This window comes from Mycobacterium sp. Root135, assembly GCF_001426545.1.
GTDB lineage: Bacteria > Actinomycetota > Actinomycetes > Mycobacteriales > Mycobacteriaceae > Mycobacterium.
Genome location: NZ_LMEZ01000001.1, coordinates 166,825 through 190,467, shown reverse-complemented (window position 1 = coordinate 190,467; position 23,643 = coordinate 166,825). Strand labels below are relative to the sequence as shown.

Annotated in this window: 20 protein-coding genes; 13 read left to right on the top strand and 7 right to left on the bottom strand. The window is 66.9% G+C overall.

Features of this window, described 5'->3' with window-relative positions; genetic code table 11:
- Positions 1-67 precede the first annotated feature (67 nt).
- The 3 genes from ASD37_RS00900 (at position 68) to ASD37_RS00890 (ending at position 5,095) form a co-directional block, all read left to right on the top strand.
- The gene (locus tag ASD37_RS00900) at positions 68-2,266 is read left to right on the top strand and encodes an adenylate/guanylate cyclase domain-containing protein (RefSeq protein ID WP_082569884.1); all 2,199 of its coding nucleotides are present in this window, start codon (positions 68-70) and stop codon (positions 2,264-2,266) included.
- Positions 2,263-3,666 (top strand): mechanosensitive ion channel domain-containing protein, encoded by a 1,404-nt coding sequence (locus ASD37_RS00895; RefSeq protein ID WP_056546724.1) that lies wholly within the window; start codon positions 2,263-2,265, stop codon positions 3,664-3,666. Before ASD37_RS00900 ends, ASD37_RS00895 begins: the two co-directional genes overlap by 4 nt.
- 433 nt (positions 3,667-4,099) lie before the next feature.
- Complete coding sequence (locus ASD37_RS00890; RefSeq protein WP_056546719.1) at positions 4,100-5,095, top strand: esterase family protein; 996 nt, start codon at positions 4,100-4,102, stop codon at positions 5,093-5,095.
- Positions 5,096-5,304: 209 nt separating this feature from the next.
- Here the strand turns inward: ASD37_RS00890 and ASD37_RS00885 are convergent, their stop codons facing one another.
- Entirely contained in the window at positions 5,305-5,538 is a 234-nt protein-coding gene (locus tag ASD37_RS00885) for a hypothetical protein (protein ID WP_056546716.1), read from the bottom strand.
- Positions 5,539-5,842: 304 nt separating this feature from the next.
- Here ASD37_RS00885 and ASD37_RS00880 point away from each other — a divergent pair, with 304 nt between their 5' ends.
- Positions 5,843-6,133, top strand: coding sequence for a hypothetical protein (locus tag ASD37_RS00880; protein WP_056546713.1), 291 nt, complete (start codon positions 5,843-5,845; stop codon positions 6,131-6,133).
- Here the strand turns inward: ASD37_RS00880 and ASD37_RS00875 are convergent.
- Positions 6,130-7,602, bottom strand: a complete 1,473-nt coding sequence (locus ASD37_RS00875) for a cell wall metabolism sensor histidine kinase WalK (RefSeq protein WP_056546710.1) — start codon at positions 7,600-7,602, stop codon at positions 6,130-6,132. The genes ASD37_RS00880 and ASD37_RS00875 overlap by 4 nt on opposite strands.
- Positions 7,599-8,387, bottom strand: coding sequence for a response regulator transcription factor (locus ASD37_RS00870; protein ID WP_056546707.1), 789 nt, complete (start codon positions 8,385-8,387; stop codon positions 7,599-7,601). Before ASD37_RS00870 ends, ASD37_RS00875 begins: the two co-directional genes overlap by 4 nt.
- Before the next feature lie 348 nt (positions 8,388-8,735).
- Between ASD37_RS00870 and ASD37_RS00865 the strand changes: the two genes are divergently transcribed.
- Positions 8,736-10,268 (top strand): SulP family inorganic anion transporter, encoded by a 1,533-nt coding sequence (locus ASD37_RS00865; protein ID WP_235567991.1) that lies wholly within the window; start codon positions 8,736-8,738, stop codon positions 10,266-10,268.
- Positions 10,269-10,275: 7 nt separating this feature from the next.
- Here ASD37_RS00865 and ASD37_RS00860 read toward each other — a convergent pair whose 3' ends face one another.
- Entirely contained in the window at positions 10,276-11,205 is a 930-nt protein-coding gene (locus ASD37_RS00860) for an NADP-dependent oxidoreductase (protein ID WP_056546703.1), read from the bottom strand.
- 76 nt (positions 11,206-11,281) lie between these two features.
- Here ASD37_RS00860 and ASD37_RS00855 point away from each other — a divergent pair, with 76 nt between their 5' ends.
- Both ASD37_RS00855 and lon read left to right on the top strand, forming a co-directional pair.
- Positions 11,282-11,911, top strand: a complete 630-nt coding sequence (locus tag ASD37_RS00855; RefSeq protein WP_156720675.1) for a VC0807 family protein — start codon at positions 11,282-11,284, stop codon at positions 11,909-11,911.
- A gap of 64 nt (positions 11,912-11,975) precedes the next feature.
- Positions 11,976-14,297, top strand: a complete 2,322-nt coding sequence (gene lon / locus ASD37_RS00850; RefSeq protein ID WP_056546697.1) for an endopeptidase La — start codon at positions 11,976-11,978, stop codon at positions 14,295-14,297.
- Positions 14,298-14,322: 25 nt separating this feature from the next.
- Here the strand turns inward: lon and ASD37_RS32080 are convergent, their stop codons facing one another.
- On the bottom strand, positions 14,323-14,721 hold the full coding sequence (locus ASD37_RS32080) for a hypothetical protein (protein WP_235567935.1): 399 nt from the start codon (positions 14,719-14,721) through the stop codon (positions 14,323-14,325).
- 184 nt (positions 14,722-14,905) lie between these two features.
- Here ASD37_RS32080 and ASD37_RS00840 point away from each other — a divergent pair, with 184 nt between their 5' ends.
- Genes ASD37_RS00840 through ASD37_RS00815 form a run of 6 tightly spaced genes read left to right on the top strand, consistent with a single transcriptional unit; the run spans position 14,906 to position 21,794 of the window.
- Positions 14,906-15,940 carry an LLM class flavin-dependent oxidoreductase gene (locus tag ASD37_RS00840; RefSeq protein WP_056546693.1) on the top strand — a complete coding sequence of 345 codons (1,035 nt, stop codon included), beginning with the start codon at positions 14,906-14,908 and terminating at the stop codon, positions 15,938-15,940.
- Positions 15,941-15,952: 12 nt separating this feature from the next.
- Complete coding sequence (locus tag ASD37_RS00835) at positions 15,953-16,285, top strand: TfoX/Sxy family protein (RefSeq protein WP_056546690.1); 333 nt, start codon at positions 15,953-15,955, stop codon at positions 16,283-16,285.
- Positions 16,286-16,323: 38 nt separating this feature from the next.
- Positions 16,324-16,881 (top strand): hypothetical protein, encoded by a 558-nt coding sequence (locus ASD37_RS00830; RefSeq protein ID WP_056546687.1) that lies wholly within the window; start codon positions 16,324-16,326, stop codon positions 16,879-16,881.
- Positions 16,882-16,939: 58 nt separating this feature from the next.
- A complete protein-coding gene (locus ASD37_RS00825) occupies positions 16,940-17,986 on the top strand; it encodes an endonuclease domain-containing protein (RefSeq protein ID WP_235567934.1) in 1,047 nt (348 codons plus the stop codon).
- Positions 17,983-18,603 (top strand): hypothetical protein, encoded by a 621-nt coding sequence (locus ASD37_RS00820; RefSeq protein WP_056546684.1) that lies wholly within the window; start codon positions 17,983-17,985, stop codon positions 18,601-18,603. The genes ASD37_RS00825 and ASD37_RS00820 overlap by 4 nt, the downstream gene beginning before the upstream one ends.
- Positions 18,603-21,794 (top strand): helicase HerA domain-containing protein, encoded by a 3,192-nt coding sequence (locus ASD37_RS00815; RefSeq protein ID WP_056546680.1) that lies wholly within the window; start codon positions 18,603-18,605, stop codon positions 21,792-21,794. Before ASD37_RS00820 ends, ASD37_RS00815 begins: the two co-directional genes overlap by 1 nt.
- Here ASD37_RS00815 and dctA read toward each other — a convergent pair.
- Both dctA and ASD37_RS00805 read right to left on the bottom strand, forming a co-directional pair.
- Positions 21,791-23,167 carry a C4-dicarboxylate transporter DctA gene (gene dctA, locus ASD37_RS00810; protein WP_056546677.1) on the bottom strand — a complete coding sequence of 459 codons (1,377 nt, stop codon included), beginning with the start codon at positions 23,165-23,167 and terminating at the stop codon, positions 21,791-21,793. The genes ASD37_RS00815 and dctA overlap by 4 nt on opposite strands.
- A gap of 67 nt (positions 23,168-23,234) precedes the next feature.
- Positions 23,235-23,588: a VOC family protein gene (locus tag ASD37_RS00805; protein ID WP_056546674.1), complete on the bottom strand. Its 354-nt coding sequence runs from the start codon at positions 23,586-23,588 to the stop codon at positions 23,235-23,237.
- Between the last annotated feature and the right edge of the window lie 55 nt (positions 23,589-23,643).

Sequence of the window (23,643 nt, the reverse complement as noted above, 5' to 3'; positions counted from 1 at the left end):
CGGCACGCGTCGAACATTTCTCGAGTGACAGCGACCAGCCTCTTTTGCCAGCTACTCTGACCAACCGATGACGACGCCGCAGCAGGACGACACCCAGGTCAGGGCAGCCGACTCGACCGAATCCGCCACGCGGAGCCGACGCCGGGTGATGTCGCGGGTGAGCATCCAGTCGAAGCTGCTGGTGATGCTGCTCCTGACGAGCATCCTGTCGGCGGCGGTCGTGGGTGCGATCGGCTATCAATCCGGGCGCAGCTCGTTGCGGGCGGCGGTATTCGACGCCCTGACCGAGATCCGGCAGTCGCAAAGCCGCAGCCTGCAAATTGGGATCGAGGATCTGAAGAACTCGTTGGTGGTCTACTCACGCGGGTCGACGGCCACGATGGCGATCGGGGACTTCACCGCGGGTTTCGACCAACTCGCCAACGCCACCGTGAACCCGGCGCAGCAGCAGGCGCTGAACGACTACTACGTAAAACGCTTCGCCACGGACGAAGCCGCCCAGACGGGCGCCAAGGTCGACGTCCAAGCGCTGCTGCCGAAAGGCGGCGCCGCGGCCTATCTTCAGTCGCTCTACACCGTCCCGTTCGGCGCCTACGGCAAGCCCACCGCGAACTGGGACGCCGCGATCGCCAACGACGACGCGCGCGACGGCAGCGCGTGGTCGGCCGCCAACGCCCGGTACAACGACTTCTTCCGTGAGATCGTCCAACGTTTCGAATTCGAGGACGCCCTGCTGCTCGACGCAAGGGGCAACGTCGTCTACAGCGCGTACAAGGGCGTCGACCTCGGCACCAACGTGCTCACCGGGCCGTACAAGGGCAGCGAGCTCGGAGACGCCTTCCGCGGGGCGCTCGACTCCAACGCCGTGGACTACGTCGGGCTCACCGACTTCGGCGACTACCAGCCAGCCACCGAACCGACCGCCTGGTTCGTGTCCCCGGTCGGGCCACAGGGACGCGTCGACGGCGTGCTGGCGTTGCAGTTTCCCATCTCCAAGATCAACAAGTTGATGACCTTCGACGGGCAGTGGCAACGATCCGGGATGGGCGCCACCGGCGAGACCTTCATCGTCGGCCCCGACGATTTGATGCGCTCCAACTCCCGCTTGTTCGTCGAGGATCAGAACACCTACGAGCGCGACGTCGTCGAGGCTGGCACGCCGCCCGACGTGGCGCAGGATTCGATCCGGCAGCACGGCACCACGCTGGTGCAGCCCGTGGCCACCGAGGCGACCAAACTTGCCCAACAGGGTCAACGCGGCACGCTGATCGCCGACGACTACCTGGGCCACGAGACGCTGCAGGCCTACGCGCCCGCCGACATTCCCGGGCTGCGGTGGGCCGTCGTCGCCAAGATCGACACCGCCGAAGCGTTCGCTCCGGTGTCGGCGTTCACCAGGAAGCTGGTGCTCTCGACGGTAGGCATCATCTTCGTGGTCTGCATCGCCGCGATGCTGCTGGCCCGGCTGTTCGTGCGACCCATTCGCCGACTGGAGAGCGGCGCTCAACAAATCAGTTCCGGCGACTACGGGACCACGATCCCCGTGGTGTCGCGAGACGAATTTGGGGACCTGACAGTCGCTTTCAACGACATGAGCCGAAACTTGGCCATCAAGGAAGATCTGCTCAACGAGCAGCGGCGGGAGAACGACCGACTGCTGCTGTCGCTGATGCCCGAACAGGTGGTGGCCCGATACCGCGACGGCGAGGAGACCATCTCCCAGGACCACCAGGACGTCACGGTGATCTTCGCCGACATCGTCGGCCTCGACGAACTGTCGGCCGCCCTGACCTCCGAGGAGTCGCTCGCCATCGTCAACAAGCTGGTGCGCCAGTTCGACGCCGCAGCCGAGGGCCTCGGCATCGAACGGGTCCGCTCGCTGCGCAACGGGTACCTGGCGAGCTGCGGGCTCAACGTGCCGCGTATCGACAACGTTCGGCGCACGGTGGACTTCGCGATCGAGATGACCCGCATCGTCGACCGGTTCAACGCCGAGGGCCGCTACGCCCTGAAGCTGCGGGCCGGCATCGACACCGGCACGGTGAGCAGCGGGTTGGTGGGCAGGTCCAGCCTCGCCTACGACATGTGGGGTTCGGCGGTCGACCTGGCATATCAGGTGCAGAGCGGCTCGCCGCAGCCCGGGGTCTACGTGACGGCGGACGTCTACGACGCGATGCGCGACACCCGCCAGTTCACCCCCGCGGGCGAGGTCACGGTAGGCACCGTGGCACAACCCATTTGGCGACTCGGGGAGCGTCAGTCATGACCAGGGTGGTCGACTCGTCCTGGTTCTACTGGGCCGTCGGCGTCGCGATCGGGCTGCCGATCGGTTTGGTGGCGCTCACCGAGCTCCGGGTCGCGCTGACCCGTCGCAACAGCGGACTCGCCCGCCCAGTGGGGTTGGTGCGCAACTACATCCTGCCGCTGGCCGCGCTGCTGCTGCTCTTGATCAAGGCCACCGAGGTGCCCGCCCAGGCAACTCCGGTGCGCATCATCTCCACCGTGCTGGGCTTCGTCCTTCTGATTCTGATGCTGTCGGGGTTGAACGCCACGCTCTTCCAGGGTGCGCCGGAAGGATCGTGGCGCAAGCGAATCCCGTCGATCTTCCTGGACGTGGCCCGCTTCGTGGTCATCGCCGTCGGGCTCGCGGTGATCTTCTCCTACATCTGGGGCGCGAACGTCGGCGGCCTGTTCACCGCGCTCGGCATCACGTCGATCGTCCTGGGCTTGACGCTGCAGAACTCCGTCGGACAGATCATCTCGGGTCTGCTGCTGCTCTTCGAACAGCCCTTCCGCCTCGGTGATTGGGTCGACGTGACCTCGGCCCGGGGACGTGTCGTCGAAGTCAACTGGCGCGCAACACACATCGACACCGGCAGCGGTCTTCACATCATCCCCAACTCCGTGCTGGCCGCGGCGTCCTTCGCCAACCTGAGTCGACCGCCCGGCGAGCACTCCATCTCGGTGAAGACGACGTTCTCTCCCAACGACCCGCCCGACGACGTGTGTGCGGTGCTGACCCGCGTCGCCAGCGCGCTGCCGCATCTGCGTGCCGAGACCGCGCCGACGACCGTCACCAGCGGTTCGGGTGAGTACACGACGACGATCCCGTTGCGCTCCCCGGCCGACGACTCTGCCAGTCGGGCAACGTTCTTGCGGTGGGCGTGGTACGCCTCCCGGCGCGCGGGTCTACGCCTCGACGACGTCGAGGACGACTTCGCGAGCGAGGATCGCATGGCGAGCTCCATGCGGATCGTGGCGCCGACGTTGCGGCTCAACGACGCCGACCAGCAGGCGTTGATCCCGAGCCTTCGGCTCACCAGGTACGGCGCGGACGAGGCGATCCAGACCCCGGGGTCGGTACCCAAGCGGATGACCTTCATCGTGAGCGGCCGGGTGCGTCTGATCGCGCGCGGCGAAGACGGCGCGCTCGTTACGGTCCGGACCCTGGAGGAAGGTGACTTCCTGGGGTCCAGCACGCTGACCAGGGAGCCCGTCACCGGCGGCGCGTATGCCCTCGACGAGGTCACCGTGCTGCAGATCGAACGCGCCGACGTCGAAGAACTGGTGGCGCGAAAGCCGTTGCTGCTGCAGGAAATCGGCCGCACCATCGAGGAGCGCAACGCCGACGTGCGGCGGGCGCTCGCGGCGGCCAACCCGAGCTGACGGGCTCCGGCGCCTGCCACAGAGTTTGCTGACACGTGACCGCGTCGTGACGTTGGCTGGTTGACCACTCGGGTGCGGTGCGCCACCGGCGCGGCGGCTGACCCTGCCCACCCTCGTCCCAGCTCTCCCGACGTCGCGTCATCGATCCAGCTCAGAGCCTTGAGCGTGCACGGTTGCCGTTTCATCGTCGTCGGGCATCGCCACCGGTCTTGACCACATTGATCACTCCATTCACACAGGTCACATGCTGGTTTGGCCGCACGCGTTCGGCGAAGGTCTCTGCGCCGAGTCGGAATCGTTAGCCAACCGCGACGTGCGTTGTCGGTGTCGAGAGCCGGATCGAACCACATCCGCGTGATTCACTAACGCTCGAAGAGCAACGGCGATTGCTCGAAGACATGGGATGCAAAGAGAGAGGCGGTCTGTTGCCGTTATGAAGTTCGACAGAATGATTCGTGGTACGTGGTTACGCCGGCTGGCCGTTGGACTGATGGCAGCGGTGACCTTGCCCGGGCTGATCGGCTTCGTCGGTAATTCGGCGACGGCTGGCGCGTTCTCTCGACCGGGCCTCCCGGTCGAATACCTGATGGTGCACTCGGCGGCGATGAACCGCGACATCAAGGTCCAGTTCCAGGGCGGTGGGCCGCACGCGATCTACCTGCTCGACGGACTGCGCGCCCAGGACGACTACAGCGGGTGGGACATCAACACTCCCGCGTTCGAGTGGACCTACGGCTCCGGCCTGTCGACGGTCATGCCCGTGGGTGGCCAGTCGAGCTTCTACACAGACTGGTACCAGCCGTCGCAGGGCAACGGGCAGGACTACACCTACAAGTGGGAGACGTTCCTGAACCAGGAACTGCCCGCCTACCTGGAAACCAATTACGGTGTGTCGCAGACCGGCAACGCCGTCGTCGGCCTGTCGATGGCTGGCGGCAGCGCGCTGACCTACGCCATCTACCACCCGCAGAACTGGATCTACGCGTCGTCGCTGTCGGGCTTCCTCAACCCCTCCGAGGGTTGGTGGCCGATGCTGATCGGTCTGGCGATGAACGACGCGGGTGGCTACAGCGCCGAGAGCATGTGGGGCCCGTCGAGTGACCCCGCCTGGAAGCGCAACGATCCGATGGTCAACATCAACCAGCTGGTCGCCAACAACACCAGGGTCTGGATCTACTGCGGCACCGGTACGCCGTCGGATCTGGATTCGGGCTCCGATGGTGGCAACCTGATGTCGGCGCAGTTCCTCGAGGGCTTCACGCTGCGCACCAACCAGGCCTTCCGCGACAACTACATTGCCGCCGGTGGCACCAACGGTGTGTTCAACTTCCCGGCCACCGGTACCCACAGCTGGGGCTACTGGGGTCAGCAGTTGCAGCAGATGATCCCCGACGTCCAGCGGACGCTGGGAGCCCAGGCCACCGCCTAACGGAGCCTGTAGCACAGAAGAACTGTCACACCGAAGAACCAAGGGAACCTGCCGTCACCCCCGGACGGCAGGTTCCCTTCTTCATGCGTTCGTCACCCATTCCAGAGTTCCCACGCCAAAGGCCCTGACACGGAAGTGTCAGGGCCTTTTCGTCTGTCTGTCAACGGCTTTCGCAACGCCGGGCGGGACGGTCACCCGCCGGCCGGACATCAGCCGAAGAACAAGAACGGCGCCGGCGAGGAGAAGTTGCCGTAGGAGTTCGGCGACGACACCGTCGGCGGCTGCACGACGATCGCGTTGTGCCCCTTCTTGTCGGTGATGGTGGCCCGCCCGTTGTCGGTGACGGTGCTGGGGTTGGCGGCCGCGCCGGCGATTGGGGCCGCGGCAATGGCCGCTGCGGCGAGTCCGGTCATGACACTGGCGGCGACGTAACGCATCTTCATCTTGTGCTCCCTTACTCGGTTCCTTGAGATTTGATCTCGTCTGACAAGAACCAATTTACCGACGAGAGAGCATCTTTCATCGAGAACGACCTCCTTCATGCGAAACACAAACATATGCGTCGGATATGTGACCGCGCCGACCCCGGACGCGTCAGCGCTCAAATTTCTGCCGAAACCTGTTGCAATACACCGTGATACAAGAGATCCGATCGATCTCCGGCGCATTCTCCACGCGGCTGCCCACCCACGCACGTCCGTAGGCTGACAGAGGAAAGTCAAACCGCCACCTGGACAAAGGAGTTCAATGAGCACCCTCGGAATCGCCGCCGCCAGCGTCAGCCTGACCACCATCGTCGGACTTGGCCTCGCCGTCCCGGCCGGGGCCAGCGTCAACTCGACCGCCGACACCATCGCCCAGCTCGAAGCGCAGGGCCACCACGTCCAACTCAACGGCTCAACGAGCGTGCCGCTGTCGCAGTGCAAGGTCACCGGCACCAGCGGGCTGAACGGGTCCAACTACGACGAGTCGGGCAACAAGATCGACCCCGACCTGCACAGCACGGTCTACGTCGACGTCGTGTGCCACAACCCCTAACCGGCAGTCCCCTCGGCCGGAGGCAGCCGAAACTCGAATTCCGTGCTGCCTCCGCCGGAGCGGGCCGACACGGCGCCACCGTGGGCTTCGACGATGGACGCCACGATCGACAGGCCCAGGCCGGTCGACTCCGGCTGATCGGCGCGTGCTCGGTCGCCTCGAACGAACCGCGCGAAGAGCTCCGGCAGCAGCTTGGCGTCGATTCCCGGCCCGTCGTCGGTGACGGTCAGCCGTACCGTCTCGCCGGCCTCGTCGCTGACCAGCCGCAGTGCGGTGGTGACGGTGACCCCGGGCGGAGTGTGATGGCGCGCATTGGACAGAAGGTTGCTCACCACCTGGTGCAGTCGCGCCCTGTCCCCCATCACGTACACCGCTTCTGCGGGCAAGTCGGTTGGCCACAGATGGTTGGGAGAGGAGACGATGGCGTCGTTCACCGCGTCGGCGACCAGCGTGGTCAGGTCGACTCGTTGAATCTCGAGCCCCTGTCTCTCGTCGAGGCGCGACAGCAGCAGCATGTCGCCGACCAGTGCCGTCATTCGACGGGACTCGGACTCGATGCGCGCCAACGCATATTCCGTCGTCGGCGGTAGGGCAGCACTGTCCTGACGGGTCAGCTGGGCATATCCCTGGATCGCAGCCAGCGGTGTGCGCAGTTCGTGACTGGCGTCGGTGAGGAACCGGCGCATGCGCCGGTCGGACATCGCGCGCGCCGCCAATGCCGAATCGATGTTGGCCAGCAGGCGATTCAGCGTCTCACCGACGATGCCGACCTCGTTGTCGGGATCAGAGTCGGCTTGCCGTACCCGCGTGGTGATGCGGTGATCCTCGTCGGCCAGTGGCATCTTGGCCGCCCTCGCCGCGGTCGCGGCTACCCGGCGAAGCGGACGGAGCGCCCACCGCACCAACACCACGGTTCCCACGGCGGCCAACAGTGCGGCCACCACCGTGATCACAACCACCGCAACGGTCTTCGCGGCGACGACGCGATTGGCACTCTCCATCGAGACCGCCGACACCAACCGTCGGCCGTCACCCACCTCGGTGCTGGCGGCACGATATCTGCCCAACCCGTCGAGTTCGACGGTGTGCGGCTCGTCGGTGTCCCAGGCCGCCGACTGCAGCGAGTTCACCGCCGGGCCCGGAGTCGCGTCGGTGTCTCCCTCGGAGAACATCGCCGAGTCGACCACCGAGTCGCCGTCCATCACCGCGATGAGCGTGCCGGGGGCCTGCCCGATGAAGTCGGTCAGCGGTTCACCGTCGAGTCCGGACTTTTCGTAGGAGTGCTCGAAGGCCGCCAGGGAGTGTTCCACCTCGGCGTCGCTCATCGTGGTCATGTAGGTGTGCAGGCTGTAGACCGACAGCGCACCGGTACCGAAGGTGACCACCGTGACGAGCACGGCGACCCCACCGACGAGCTGCTTGCTGAGAGTGCGAGGACGCCACCACGGAGTCGTCGACGCGGAGGTCATCGAGGCGGCCGAATTTGGTATCCCACACCACGAATGGTGTGAATCAGCGGCTCGTGGCCGCGATCCAGCTTCTTTCGCAGATACGACACGTACAGGTCGACGATGCTGGTGCGGCCACCGAAGGAGTAGTTCCACACCTGCTCGAGGATCTGCTCCCTGGTCAGTGCCCGGCGCGGGTTGCGCATGAGATACCGCAGCAGGTCGAACTCCGTCGTCGTCAACTCGATGCGCTCCCCCGCCCGGGTCACCTCGCGGCTTGCGACGTCGAGGGTGAGATCGGCGACGCGCAACGTCTCCTCGGCGGGTTGCTCGTCGGCCGGCGGCGTGGCGTCGGCGCCACGTTTGAGAAGCCCCCGCAGCCGCAGCACCAGTTCCTGCAGGTCGAATGGCTTCGTCAGGTAGTCGTCGGCACCAGCGGTGAGGCCGGTGACCCGGTCGGTGACCGAGTCGCGCGCCGTCAGGAACAGCACCGGGGTGTAGGTGCCCGCAGCCCGCACCCGCTGCAGGATCCGGAGTCCGTCGACGTCGGGAAGCATGATGTCGAGCACCAGGATGTCGGGATCGGTGGAGGCGAACTTGGTGAGCGCCTCGCGTCCGTCGTGAGCCACGTCGACGTCCCACCCCTCGTACTTCAGCGCCATCGTGACGAGGTTCGTCAGTGCCCGCTCGTCGTCGATCAACAGCACCTGGATGGGCGACCCGTCCGGCCGCCGGATCGCGGGAAGTTGGCCGAGGATGGCCGTCCGGGGTTGCGCAGGTGCAGGGTGAACCGACGTCGTCGTCATGTCTTCGAGTGTTACGGGCATATGGCGACCTGTCACTGTACTCACAGGTTCTTCTCATGTTCGCCGGCGAGACCGGATCGTTTGGCGTCGTCCATGGTGTTCCGAAAAGCATTGTCATACCTGGCTTTTTCTCAGTCGTCAGGACGACGAACGGGAGACGCCGCCGATGAAGGGTGTGATGGTGCCAACAACTCCGGGCGCCAAGATTTGGATCTTCTATGCGTAGCACCGGCGTGCTTGACCGCTTCGCCGAGTGATAAATACTCTGGCACTTGTGAATTGAGTAGCGGTTCACCTAATTCATTGTCAGAGAATCGTTTTCGTTCTCTTCACCGTCAGGAGCAGGTCATTCTCAAAAGCTCGGGGAGTTCGGTCTCCCAACGAATCGCACCCATCCTCCGTTATGACCTGCCCGCCTCGCTCGTGGTCTTCCTGGTAGCCCTTCCGCTGTCGCTGGGGATCGCGATCGCCTCGGGCGCACCCGCGCTCGCCGGCCTCATCGCCGCGGTGGTGGGCGGCGTCGTCGCGGGCGCCGTCGGCGGGTCGCCGTTGCAGGTCAGCGGACCGGCGGCGGGTCTCACCGTCGTGGTCGCCGGCCTGATCGGCCAGTTCGGCTGGAAGGTCACCTGCGCGATAACGGTCGCGGCCGGCGTCCTGCAGGTGCTCTTCGGTTTGAGCAAGGTGGCAAGGGCGGCGCTGGCGATTTCACCGGTAGTGGTTCACGCGATGCTCGCAGGCATCGGACTCACGATCGCATTGCAACAGGTCCACGTATTGCTGGGCGGCGAATCGCAGAGTTCTGCTTGGCGCAACGTAACGGAACTGCCAGAACAGGTGCTCGGCGCGCACGGCCCGGGGGTCGCCCTCGGTGTGCTCGTCATCGCCATTCTGGTCGGGTGGCGATGGGTACCGGGACGGCTCGGCAAGGTGCCGGGCCCGCTGGTCGCCATCGTGACGGCGACGGCGGCCGCGATCGTGTTCGGCGTCGACGTGGACCGCGTCAAATTGGACGGTTCACTGCTGGACGCGATCGCGCTGCCGAGTCTTCCCGAGGGCAACTGGGGCGCATTCGCCACCGGTGTCCTCACCGTCGCCTTGATCGCGAGCGTAGAGAGCTTGCTGTCCGCGGTCTCGGTCGACCGGATGCAGAACGGTCCCCGCACCAACTTCGACCGCGAGCTCATCGGTCAGGGCACGGCCAACATCGCATCGGGCACCCTGGGCGGCCTTCCCGTCACGGGCGTCATCGTGCGGAGTTCGACGAACGTGCAAGCTGGTGCGCGCACTCGCGCCTCGGCCATGATGCACGGCGTCTGGGTCTTGGTGTTCGCCCTTCCGTTCGCCGGGTTCGCCGAACAGATCCCCATGGCGGCGCTCGCTGGACTGCTGATCGTGATCGGCATTCAATTGGTCAAGCGCGTCCACATCGAAACCGCCCGCCGCACAGGAGATATCGCGGTCTACGCCGTCACGATCGTCGGTGTGGTGTTCCTGAACCTCCTCGAGGGCGTCCTGATCGGCCTGGCCCTGTCGATCGCCCTGACGGTGTGGCGGGTGGTGCGCACCAGGATCGTCGCGGAGTCCGTCGACGGCGACGGCACCTGGCGCATCGTCATCGAGGGGTCCTGCAGCTTCCTGTCGCTGCCGCAGCTGACCGGTGTGCTGGCGTCGGTGCCACCGGGAACCAAGGCCACCGTCGACCTGTCGGTGGACTTCATCGACCATGCGGCACACGAGGCGATCGGCGACTGGCGGCGTCAGCACTGCGCTGCGGGCGGGACGGTGGAGATCCGCGAGCTGGGCTCGGTCGAGATGGACAGCGCGCTCGACGGACCGCCGGTCCGCGACATCGCGCGCGCGGCGGCGCCGTCCACCAGCTGAGCCGGCGTCATCGCATGCTCAGCACCAGCTTGCCGCGGGTGTGCCGTTGTTCGAGGGTGCGGTACGCCTCACGTACCTGATCGAGCGGGAACACTCCGGCGATGGGAACCTCCAGTCGACCGGTGGCGACCAATTCGGCGAGTTCGGCCACCACCGCTGCACTCGACGCCGCCGCGGTGCCCTCCACCTTGACCCCAAATCGTTCGACGGCGGCGAAGTCGATGATCGTGTCGACGCGCTCGGGTGCAATGCCGAGATCGTCGACTGCGAGCTCGACGTAACCGCCGCCAAACAGGTCGAGGAACGCGTCGACGCGACCCGTCGGCGACGCGGTGCGGAGGCGGCCGGCCAGATCGTCGCCGTAGTTGACCGGCGTGACACCGCGATCAGCCAACCACGCGTCGTTGTCCGGGCCTGCGATGCCGAGAACCGTTGCACCCGTGTGCTTCGCAAGCTGCACGGCTATGGTGCCGACGCCGCCGCTGGCCCCGGACACCGCCACGACGTCGCCGGCTCCGAGGGCCACCGACCGCACTGCCGCGTAAGCGGCTGCGCCAGCGGTGTAGAGGCTGCCCGCCACCTCCCACGGCACGCCGGCCGGCTTTGGGGCGAGTTGCCCGGTGGGCACCCTGGTGTACTCGGCGTGACTGGAGCGCGTCAGCGAGAACCCCATCACCTCGTCGCCGACGGCGAAATCGGTTGCGCCGCTACCCACCTCGACGACTACGCCCGCCAGGTCGCTGCCCTCACCCTCCGGGAACGTGGCGGGCCAACGGTCGTGCAGCAGGCCGCGCCTGATCATCGACTCCCCCGGGTTGATGCCCGCCGCCGTCACGGCGACCACCACCTCGCCGCTGGCGGGTCGCGGACGCGGAACGTCACGCACCTCTAGGACGTCGAGCTCGCCGTACCGGTCGTATCGAACCGCCTTTGCCATGCGTCCCACGACACGGGTACGACGTCGGCTATTCCCTGACAGGCGCCGGTCAGGCGCCCTGGCTAGAGTGATCGCGGTGACCGAGCAGGCCCCCACCCCGCGCCCTTCGATGCGGCCGCTGTTCCAGACGATCCTGCTCGACGTGGCACCTCCCCTGGTCGCCTACTACGGGCTGCGGGCGTTGGGCGTCTCCGAGTACGTCGCCTTGCTGTCGGCCACCGTTCTGTCGGGGGCGCGGGTCGTCTACGGCGTGGTGAAGAGTCGACGGCTCGACCCCTTCGCCGTCTACCTCCTGCTGACGTTCGGGCTGAGCCTCGCCGTCGGCCTGGCCACCACCGATCCCAAGCTGATCCTGGTCGGCAACACGCTCGTCAACGGCATCGGCGGCCCGCTCTTCCTCGGCAGTTGCGTCGTCGGCACCCCGTTGACGCAGGTGGTCGGCGAGCGCTTCCGGCCGGCCGACCAGGCCGACCCGACACCGGACGAGACCCGACGGATCCGTCGCATTCACGTTCGGCTCTCGGCGATGTGGGGCGTCGGACTGCTGGTCGAGGTGGCGATTCGCCTGGTGGTCATCGCCCACCTGTCCGTGGACGCCGCCAACGGGGTGAACTCGGCGATCACGCTGCCGGTCATCGGCTTCCTGGTGTTGGCGACGGTCGTGGTCAGCCGCCGTGCTGCCGCGGCCGCCGAGGCGCCCGCCTAACCCCTGGGAACAAACCGACCCCACCCAAGGTTGAGCGCATCAGGCTGAACTTTGAAGGAGTCTGATGTCTGAAAACATCGCAGTGCCCGTGCTCTTCGTCAGCGAGCCGATCGTGCTGCCAGGAATGGTCGTCCCCATCGAACTGGACGACGCGGCACGTGCCGCGGTCGACGCCGCCCAGGCAAGCGAGAGCGGCAAGCTGCTCATCGCGCCCCGGCTCGAGGACCGCTACCCCACCTACGGCGTGATCGCCTCGATCGTGCAGGTGGGTCGCGTCCCCGGTGGCGGTGCCGCCGCCGTCGTCCGCGGTGAGAAGCGCGCCCACATCGGCTCCGGCACCACCGGACCCGGCGCGGCGCTGTGGGTGGAGGTCACCGAGGTGGGCGACTCCGCAATCACCGACGAGACCAAGGCGCTCGCCGCCGAGTACAAGAAACTGCTGCTGGCGATGCTGCAGCGCCGTGAGGCCTGGCAGATCGTCGACGTGGTCAACAAGATCAGCGACCCGTCGGCACTGGCCGACACCGCCGGTTACGCCTCGTACCTGACCGACGTGCAGAAGCGCGAGCTGCTGGAAACCGAGGACGTGGCCCGGCGGCTGCGGCTGCTGATCGACGTGACCGCCGAGCACCTCGCCGAGACCGAGGTCAACGACAAGATCGCCGACGACGTGCGCAGCGGTATGGAGAAGACGCAGAAGGAGTTCCTGCTGCGCCAGCAGTTGGCCGCGATCCGCAAGGAGCTCGGCGAAGGCGAGCCCGAGGGATCCGATGACTATCGGGCCAAGGTCGAGGCCGCCGATCTGCCGGAGAAGGTGCGCGAGGCCGCGCTGCGCGAGGTCGGCAAGCTGGAACGCTCCAGCGAGCAGAGCCCCGAGGGCGGCTGGATCCGGACCTGGTTGGACACCGTGCTCGACCTGCCGTGGAACGTCACGACCGAGGACTCGACCGACTTGAAGTCGGCGCGGGAGATCTTGGACGCCGACCACCACGGGCTGGACGACGTCAAGGACCGCATCGTGGAATACCTGGCCGTGCGGGCCCGTCGGACGCAGCGTGGGCTGCAGGTCGTCGGGGGTCGCGGCTCGGGTGCCGTGATGGTGCTGGCGGGGCCTCCCGGTGTCGGCAAGACGTCACTGGGTGAATCGGTGGCACGGGCGTTGGGCCGCAAGTTCGTTCGCGTCGCGCTCGGTGGCGTGCGCGACGAGGCCGAGATCCGTGGGCACCGGCGTACCTACGTCGGCGCGCTGCCGGGCCGGCTGGTCCGGGCGATCGGCGAGGCGGGGTCGATGAACCCCGTCGTGCTGCTCGACGAGATCGACAAGGTGGGTTCGGACTACCGAGGCGATCCGAGTGCGGCGCTGCTGGAGGTGCTGGATCCGGCGCAGAACCACACGTTCCGCGACCACTACCTGGACCTCGACCTGGACCTGTCCGACGTCGTGTTCCTGGCGACGGCCAACGTGATCGAGAACATCCCGTCGGCCCTGTTGGACCGCATGGAGCTGGTGCAGATCGACGGTTACACCGAGGACGACAAGGTCGCCATCGCCCGTGACTTCCTGCTGCCGCGGCAGCGGGACCGCGCGGCGCTGACGCCCGAGGAGGTGTCGGTGACCGACGAGGCGCTGCGCAAGATCGCCGCGGACTACACCCGCGAGCCCGGTATGCGTCAGTTCGAGCGGCTGCTCGCCAAGGCGCTGCGGAAGGCGACGACCAAGCTCGCGGTGGATCCGCAGAACCTGGTCATCGACGAGCCGGATCTGGTTGCCTACCTTGGGCGTCCGCGCTTCACTCCGGAATCCGAGGAGCGCACCGCGGTGCCCGGCGTGGCGACCGGCCTGGCCGTCACGGGTCTGGGCGGCGACGTGCTGTTCATCGAGGCGAACTCGAACTCCGGCGACGCCGGTCTGCAGTTGACCGGTCAGCTGGGTGACGTGATGAAGGAATCGGCACAGATCGCGCTGTCCTACGTCAAGGCGCATGCCGAGCAGTTGGGCGTCGACCGGGCAGAACTGAATCGCCAAATCCACGTTCACTTCCCGGCGGGCGCGGTGCCGAAGGACGGTCCGTCGGCGGGCGTCACGATGGTGACCGCACTGGTGTCGATGGCCACTGGCCGCAAGGTTCGCGGTGACGTGGGCATGACGGGCGAGGTCACTCTGAACGGTCGGGTGCTCCCGATCGGCGGGGTGAAGCAGAAGTTGCTCGCCGCGCAGCGCAACGGACTGAAGACGGTGTTCATCCCGGCTCGCAACGAGCCGGATCTGGACGATGTCCCAGCCGAAGTGCTTGCGGCGCTGGACGTCAGGCCGATGACCGACGTGGCGGACATCGTCGCGCAGGCGTTGGAACCGGTGACGGACGTGGCGACGGTTGCCGCCTGACAGATGGCACGTACAGCGGGGTCGACTACCGTCGGCCCCGCTGTCGTGTGCCGAACCGGCGGTGCAACTGCTGTTTCGACACGCCAAGCACGGTGCCGATCTCGCCCCAGGAGTAGCCGGCGGTGCGAGCCTCCAGGACCGCGTCGTCATACCCTTCGCGGGCGTCCATCAGCGCGTCGCGGGCGTCGGAGAGTCGCCGCAAGCTGTGCCCGTCGAGCAATTCGGCCATGACGGGGTCGTGCTTGGCGGGCACGGCGGAGTAACTGTCGTCGAAATCGTCATAGTCGTCGAAATCGTCGGAGCTTCCCGCCTCGCCGGGTTCGGTTGCGTCCAACACGATTCCGAACTCTTCGGCCGTTCGACGGCGAATCTCGGCGATCTCGGGGTCGTTGTCCCACCACGGTGTCGGTGCCGGTGTCGTCACGTGCGCAGTATGCGACGCGGGGGTGACACCATTGATTGCTCTCATCCGTCCGCCGCATCCACCCCGAACCGCCAGCCCAACCACACCACACCCCCACACCCGTCAACATCCGATGACGAACGTCAACAAAAGTTGACGCCCCACACCGCCACACCACCCCACACCCGATACGGAGACCTACCAGATGCCCAGACGCGGAGAACCGTTGCGCAAGCTCGGGTTCCTGACCATCGGTCGATTCGACGACGCCAACCCCGGCCCGGGAATCGAGGAGACCCTCCAGGTCATCGAGCGCGCCGAGGCCCTGGGCTTCGACAGCGTCTGGCTGCGCGACCGCCACCTCCAACCCGGCATCTCGAGCCCGGTGGCGATCATGGCTGCCGCCAGTCAGCGCACGTCGCGCATCGAGCTCGGTACCGCCGTCATCCCCCTGGGCTTGGAGAACCCCTTCCGCCTGGCGGAGGATCTGGCCACCGTCGACGTCATGTCCGGCGGACGCGTCAACCCGGGTGTCTCCGTGGGCACACCGATGATGTACGACCACTACAAGGCGGCGCTCTACCCCGACACCCACGACCTCGAGGACTTCTCCAAGGAACGGGTGCTGCGGCTGTTGCGCGCCCTGCGCGGTGAGCCGGTCAGCGACTTCGAGGGCGTCGTCGGCATCGAGCGCTTCACCCGCCGGATCCAGCCGCACTCCCCCGGCCTCGCCGACCGGGTCTGGTATGGCGGCGGACTCGAATCCGCCAAATGGGCTGGCGCACAGGGTGTCAACTATCTGACGAGCTCGGTGGTCAGCGCCGGAGACACTCCGGAAGGCACGGGGTCCCCCGACTTCGCCACCATTCAAGGCCAGCAGATCGACGCCTATCGGGCAAGCCACCCGCGGCCCGAAAGCGCGCGCGTGTCACAGGGTTTGGTGGTCATCCCCACCGACTCGGCGACCGGCGACCAGATCCGACGCTACCGCGAGTACGCCGCGAGCCGCTTCGAGCGCACCAAGGCTCCGCAGGGACCCAAGGGCATGCTGTTCTCCCCCGACTACGTCGGCACGTCCGACGAACTGGCCGACCAGCTGTTCGAACACGCCGGGTTCCAGCGCGCCAACGAAATTGCCTTCGCGCTGCCGTTCTCCTTCGAGGAGGCCGACTACCGCCAGATCGTCGACGACCTGGCGGAGAACCTTGGGCCACGGCTGGGCTGGACGCCCGCGACGTGAGAACCTCGACACGTGCCCTACGACGAGGATCTGGCCCACCGCGTCCGTGAGCTGCTCGGTGAGACTGCCGGCGTCGACGAAAAGCGGATGTTCGGCGGCCTCGCGTTCATGGTCGGCGGCAACATGGCCGTGTGCGTCAGCGGCCAGGGCGGCCTGATGGTCCGCGTCCCCGCCAAGGAGACCAACACGTTGCTCGAACGCGCGCACGTCGAGCCGATGGTGATGGCAGGGCGCCAGACGCGCGGCTGGATCCGCGTCGGCACCGCCGGGGTGGCGACCAAACGGCAACTGCGCACGTGGGTCGACAAGGGCGTCCACTACGCCGAAGGGCTTCCTGCGAAGTAGCGGCGTTTGCCGCCATCGTCGTCGGGTATGCCCGCGCCATGGCGCACAACGACTCTCGCCGCGGCGACATCGCCACGCGGCTACTCAAGGAAGCGGGCACCACCTACGACGCCCGCGAGGCAGGCATCACGCTCAAGGACACCCCGATGCCGCTGTTCGAACTGCTTGTCCTCTGCATGCTGGCCAGCAAGCCCATCGACGCGGGCATTGCCGTCGCCGCCGCCCGCGAGGTGTTCCATGCCGGCCTGCGCACACCCGAGGCCGTCCGCGACGCCGACCGCAAGACCATGATCGACGCCTTCGGACGCGCGGGATACGCCCGCTACGACGAGAATGCGGCCGCCGCGGCCAAGCTGCTGCAGCAATTCAAGGGCATCGGGACGACCGGGTCCGACATCTTCCTTCGCGAGGTACAGGACACCTGGACGTGGGTGCGGCCGTACTACGACGAGCGGGCGCGCGGTGCCGCCGAACAGCTTGGGCTGCCCACCGACCCGCAGGAGCTGAGCGCACTCGCCGCAGGCCGGGACGCCGAATTCGCCGCGGCGCTCGTGCGTGCGTCGCTCGACGACGACCTGCGCGCCGCCGTCGTCTGACGCCTACGCGGCACCTAGGACAGAATGGGTGCGATACGACGACGGTGCAGGAGGTCGGGTGAGTTCAGCGGCATGCGGGCAACCGCTGTCGTCGACGCACCTTCCCGGTGGCCGAGTCGTCCGGCTGGTGGGCGTCACCGAGGAGCAGCTCGCGGTCAGTCTCGACCCGCTGCCCGACGGGTCGCCCGTGGTGATCCGTCACCGGCTACGGACCGAGGTGTCGTCGGCCCAAGACGTGGTGGAGGACGTTCTCGGCCAACTCGAGTCCATCGCGATCGAGCTCTTTCCGGCCTGGTTGCCGGACGCCGGCGCCATCGACACCGCCAGTGACTTCGACCGTCGCGTGGTGCGGGAGATCGCCCATCGGTATGCCGCCGACACCGCCCACTTCGGACCGTTCCTCGCCGACCTCGCCGAGGCGGCACTTCGTGGCACGCCCACCGAGCGGCGCTTCGATCTCGACATCCGCGCCCGTGGGCTGACCAGGGCCATCACCGACTGCTATTTCCGCAACGGCATCTCGCTACTGATTGGCGAGAACGGATCACACACCGACGGCGCTCAGCGGCGCGCTGCACTGGCCTTCGACTGGCTGGCCGACCACGGTGTCGGAACGTGGCTAGCCGCCGGCGTCCTGCCGCTCGTCGACCGCTATCCAATCTGGCAGCTGGCCGTCCCGGGTTATCTCGACGCCCTGTCGCGCGACGCCCCCGACGCGCCACCGCCCGTCGACTATCCGGCCCTGGCAGGACTGCCGCATCCGGCCAGTGCGGCCGAGCAAGCCCTTGAGCGACGTCTCGCCCGGTGCGCCTGGGCAGTCGGACGGACCTGGAATCAGCAGTACAGCGGCGGTTCGCTGGTACCGCCCATCCGGGTGGACTTGATGTGGCCGGCCGAACGGTGCGTGGTGGAGATCGACGGACCGGACCACCGTGGCAGTCTCAAGTACGCAGCCGATCGACGGCGCGACAACGGCCTCACCCTCGACGGCTTCGCCGTGCTGCGATTCACCAACGAGGAGATCGACGACGATCCCGCTCGGGTCCTGGCCGTCATCGAAAGCCTGCTGTCGAAGAAGAGAACCAACGAAGGGAATCTGCCTTGAGCGTCGCCCCCGATGAACTCACCGGCACCGAGCAAGCCGTGCTACTGGTTCTGATGGCCGAAGCGCGACCCGTCCGCAACCCCGAATTGCGCGATCTTGGGCCAGAACTGAAGAAGGGCGGTCGCGATCGCCTGCTCGAGAAGAAGCTGATCGAGGTTACGACGGAAAGTCGCGCCATGGCACTCGAGCTGACCGACAGTGGGTGGGCGACGTGCGCGGCGATCATCGGCGCCGCCGTTCCCGAGCGGCCGTCAGGTCAGGGCAGGGCGCTCTACACCGTGCTGCGCGCACTGCGACGCCACCTCGACCGTGAAGGCCTGGCTCCCGCCGACCTCTTCTTCGCACAGGATGACTCGGTCGACGTCGAAAGCCAGGTCCGGGCCGCGTACGTCAAACTCGCGGCTCGCGCCGGAGGCTGGGTGGACCTGGTGCGACTGCGCGCCGAACTGCCCGACGTGACCAAATCCGAGCTGGACGACGCGCTGACGCAGATGCAGCGCCAGCCGGGCGTCAGCCTCATCCCCGAGGAGAATCAGAAGACGTTGACCGACGAGGACCATGCGGCCGCCGTCGACATCGGCAACCGGGCCAGGCACCTGATCGCGATCGAGTCGTGATGGATCCGCGGGAACGGGAAGCCCTCAAGTCCCTTCGCCTGTCATTTGCGCCGTCGGCCGACGACCTGTGGCACGCACAGGGTGCGTTCCACGTGCCCGGCGTCCACGACAAGGCGCTCGAACAGGTCATGGACGCGTTCTCCGATGCCGACCGGCACCCGGAATCCAGCCCGCTGGGTGTGGTCGTGCGCGGCACGGCAGGCTCCGGCAAGACGCATCTGCTTGGCCAGGTCCGCGAGCGAGTGCAGGCCGGCGGCGGGTTCTTCTTCCTGCTGCAACTTCTCGATGCGACGAGCTTCTGGGAGTCGGCGCGGAGCAGCATTCTGGAGAGTCTCGGCAGGCCGGCACAGGACCGCGAAACCCAACTCAAGCAACTGCTGTGGGAACTCGCATCGGTGGCTCACGTTTCCCGCGCCGATCGTCGGGCGGTGTCCGGTGAGGACGAACTCACCCCGGAGATCCTGACAGCCTTCGTCAACGCTCTCCACAAGGCGGCACCGCAGACGGTCCGCCAAACGCAGCACACCCTTCGCGCCCTCACCCTGCTCGGCGCCGAAGATCTCGGTACCCAGGACATCGGGCAGGCGTACCTCAACTCCGCGGAAGACGTGGACGACACCGGTCGCAGGCACTGGGCGATCGGGGTGTCGACGTTGACGCCACAGGAGTGCGTGCGGGACATCTCGCGCTTGGTCGCGCTTGCCGGCCCGTCGGTGATGGCGATCGATCAGATCGACACCCTGCTGGCGCAGTCCGCCACGTCGACGGGGGGCCGCGACGACGGCGCGACGGACAACCGCGACCTGGAGCACGTCGCGCACGGACTCATGTCGATCCGCGAGACGATGCGGCGCACCGCAGAGGTCGTGGCGTGCCTGCCGTCGGTGTGGGAGTCGATCAGGTCGAGGGCGGCGGCCTCGGTGGCCGACCGGTTCCGGGAAACCGCGCCCCTGCACGAACTTCCGAGTGCCGACATCGGCCGGGCCATTCTCGAGCGCCGGTTCACAGCAAGCTACCGGGCCGTCGACTTCACCCAGCCCTATCCGAGTTGGCCGATTCTGCCGTCGGCGTTCGACGACGCGCAGCAATACACCCCACGCCGACTGCTTCAGCGCGCCGACACCCATGTTCGCGCATGTCTCGATCGCGACGTGGTCGAGGAACTGGCCCACCTCAATGCATCCACCGACAATGCATCCACCGACTCGGGGCAGCCCGCACCCGACGACACACCGTTGGAAACGACCGATCTGGACCGTTTGTTCAACGACTTCCGCAGGCGAGCGGTCGGTGCGGCGGCTCTTGACCCCGAGGGCGAGGACATTACGGTGCCAGGCCTGCTGTCCGCCGCGTTGGACGCCTGGATCATCGAACGCGGCGACGCCGAGCAGACGTTCGCCCTCGACCCGCCTCCTGGCAAGCAGGTTCCGTTGCACGGCAGACTGCGGCAGCGCCTCGACGCGGTGACCGATGACGAACGGCACTGGGCGTTCCGGGCGATCGCGAGCGGGAACGCCATCGCAGTCCAGAATCGGATCAAGAACGCCTGTGTCGCAGCTGGTTTCGGCAGCAACATAGACAAACGTCAATTGTTCCTGTTGCGAAACACCCCGTGGCCGGGTGGCGTGAAGACGGCGGAGGTGGTCGCCGCCTTTGAGGAGTCCGGCGGTCGCACGCTCACGCTGTCGGATGACGATCTGCGTACCGCATCGGCGCTGCGCGATCTCATCGTCGACGACCATCCCGACCTCGTCGGATGGTTGACGAGCCGTAGGCCCGCACATGGGCTGGGTTTCCTGCGCGAGGCGCTTGGCGACGAGGCTGGACCCAAGGCGGTCGAGATACCAACGCCGACAACGGTTCCCGAACCCGAGCCGATCTCAGAGCCGGAGCCAGAGCCGTGGGCCAAGCGGTTGAAGAAGGACGTCCCCCGCGAACAGGTCACCAGCACGGCGATTCCCCTCGGCGTCGACGACGCCACCGGGCAGCCGCTCAGCGTCGAGTTGCTCGCCTTGCGCAAACACACCGCGATCTTCGCGGGATCGGGATCGGGCAAGACGGTGTTGATCCGCCGACTCGTCGAGGAGTGCGCGCTGCGCGGCGTCTCGTCGATCGTGCTGGACCCCAACAACGACTTGGCGCGACTCGGCGTGCCATGGGCCGAACACCCCAGTGGTTGGCGGGCGGCCGACTCGGCACTGGCAGGAGACTACTTCGACAACACCGAGGTCGTCGTGTGGACGCCTCGCCGCTCAGCCGGACGGCCGCTGTCCTTTCAGCCGCTCCCGGACTTCGCCAGCGTCGTCGACGACCGCGACGAGTTCAACGAGGCAGTCGAATCTGCCTTCGCCGCAATGGAACCCCACGCTCACATCGCGGGCAAGACCCCCAAGGCGAACCAATCGCGGGCAGTTCTTCGCGAGGCGTTGCAGTGGTACGGCCGGCGGCCGTCGCCCACGCTGACCGGATTCCTCAGCGCACTCGCCGATCTGCCCGACGGCGTCAGCGTCATCGCGAATGCCCGCGACCGGGGCGCGGAGTTGAGCCAGAACCTGCGGGCCGCCATGGTCAACGACCCGATGTTCGGTGGCGACGGCGCCCCGGCCGACCCTGGGTCGCTGTTGACGCCGTCGGAGGGGTATCGCGCCAGGGTCTCGGTGATCAGCATGGTCGGACTCTCCGACGGGACGCAGCGCGAAGGGTTCGTGAACCAACTGCAGATGGCGTTGTTCGCGTGGATCAAGCGCAATCCGGCGGGTGATCGGCCACTCGGTGGTCTGCTGGTGATGGACGAGGCGCAGAACTTTGCGCCGTCGGGCCGCACCACGGTGGCGACGCGCAGCACGTTGGCGCTGTCGTCACAGGCTCGCAAATACGGCTTGGGGTTGGTGTACGCCACCCAGGCCCCCCGCGGTCTCAACCCGAACATCCCCGGCAACGCGGCGACGCAGCTGTTCGGACTGCTGAACGCGCCCGTCCAGATCGCCGTCGCCAAGGAGATGGCCCGGGTCAAGGGCGGCCTGGTGCCCGACATCAGCAGACTGCGGGCCGGAAACTTCTACGCCGCGCTCGAGGGCACTGCGTTTCAGAAGATCACGACGCCATGGTGTCTGTCGCAGCACCCACACAGTCCGCTCACCACCGAGGAGGTCCTCGAGTTGGCGCGCCGGCCGCTGGGGCCCAAGGGCTAGCGCGCCGACACCTCAACCTCGGGGACCTCCGGAACATCGGTGGCCTCAACGGGTTCGGTCACGTCGCCGCGGAGCACGGCGCTCATGCGCTCGGAGTCCAACTGGCCCTCCCAGCGCGCCACCACGATGGTCGCCACGCAGTTGCCGAGCAGGTTGACCGACACCCGCATCGAGTCCATGATCCGGTCGGCGCCCAGCAGCAGGGCGACTGCGGCGACCGGAATCGCTCCGTGCCCGATGGCGGCGACGGTCGCCGACAACGCCAGGAACGACGACCCTGGCACGCCGGCCATGCCCTTGGAGGTCAGCATGAGCACCAGCACGGCGGTGATCTGCTCGCCGAGGCTGAGGTCGACGCCGAGTGCCTGCGCCAGGAACAGTACGCAGATGGAGAGGTACAGCGTGGCCCCGTCGAGGTTGAACGAGTAGCCCGTCGGCACCACCAAACCCGTTGTGGTCCTTGAGCACCCGGCGAAGATCAACTTGTCCATGATGCGTGGCAGCACCACCTCGGTGGAGGCCGTTCCCAGCGCGAGGAACAGCTCGTCCTTGATGTAGACCACGAAGCGCCACAGGTTGACGCCGGCGAGGAACCACACGATCACCCCGAGGACCAGGATGAACAACGCGGCCCCGAGGTAGCAGGCACCAATCAGCTTGGCGTAGCTGCCCAATGACGAGATGCCGTACTGGCCGATGATGTAGGCCATGGCGCCGAACGCGGCGAGCGGCGCCAGCTTCATGATCCATCCGATGATGGTGAAGAGCAGGCTGCCGAGGTGCTCGATCATCTCGAACACCACCGGCGGACCGTGCTCACCGAACTTGGCGAGCGCCAACCCGAAGAGCACCGCGAAGAAGAGGACCTGCAGCAGCTGGTTCTCGGCGAAGGCCGAGAACACCGACGTCGGAATGATGTTGAGCAAGAACTCCACGGTGTGGGGCAGTTCCCCGCTGCCGGTCTTCTTGGCGACGGCGTCAGCCCCGGAGGCCAGCGTCTGAGGGTCGATGTTGAAGCCCGCGCCGGGTTTGACGACATTGGCGATCACCAGTCCGAACAGCAGCGCGAAGGTGGTGACGACCTCGAAGTAGATCAGGGCCTTCACGCCGATGCGGCCCACCGACTTGAGATCGCCGACGTGGGCGATCCCGATGACCACGGTGCAGAAGATGATCGGCGCGATCAGCATCTTGATCAGCTTGATGAAGGCGTCCGCGACCGGCTTGAGATCGGCGCCGAACGCCGGCCAGAGCCAGCCGACCAGGATGCCCGCGACGATGGCGACCAGGAGTTGGGTGAACAGCGACGTGTACCACCGCGACTTCGGCGGGGTGTCCACCGCGCCTGTCGTGGCTTGCTGGGAGTCGGTCATCGACAATGGATACGTCGATCACGTGTCGGAAAGGTGAGCCGCCTGTAACGGGGACGCTACGAACGGGTCAGTACTCCACGCGGAAGTTGCCGATCAGGCGGATCAGGTTGCCGTCCGGGTCCGTCAACGTCGCCAACTCGACGCCCTTGTTCACGCCTTCGATCTCACCCGGCGCGAGCCCGTGGTCTGCGGCGGAGGCGACGTGGGCCGCGAGATCGTCGACTGCGAAGTTCACCAGGCCGCATCCGGCCCGTTCCTCGTCGACGAAGACCTGCACCCAGCCGCCGGGCACCACCTGCCATTCGACGAGCACCGGCATCGGGTTGTTGTCCGGTGCGCGTCCGAAGAGTTTCTCGTAGAAGGCCTTCGCCGCGTCCAGGTCGGTGACGGGGACTACGGCCATTACGTGTTCGAAGGTCATGTCTGTACGGACCACCCGGGCTCGAGGAACTCATCTCCAGCGACGAAACGGGGCC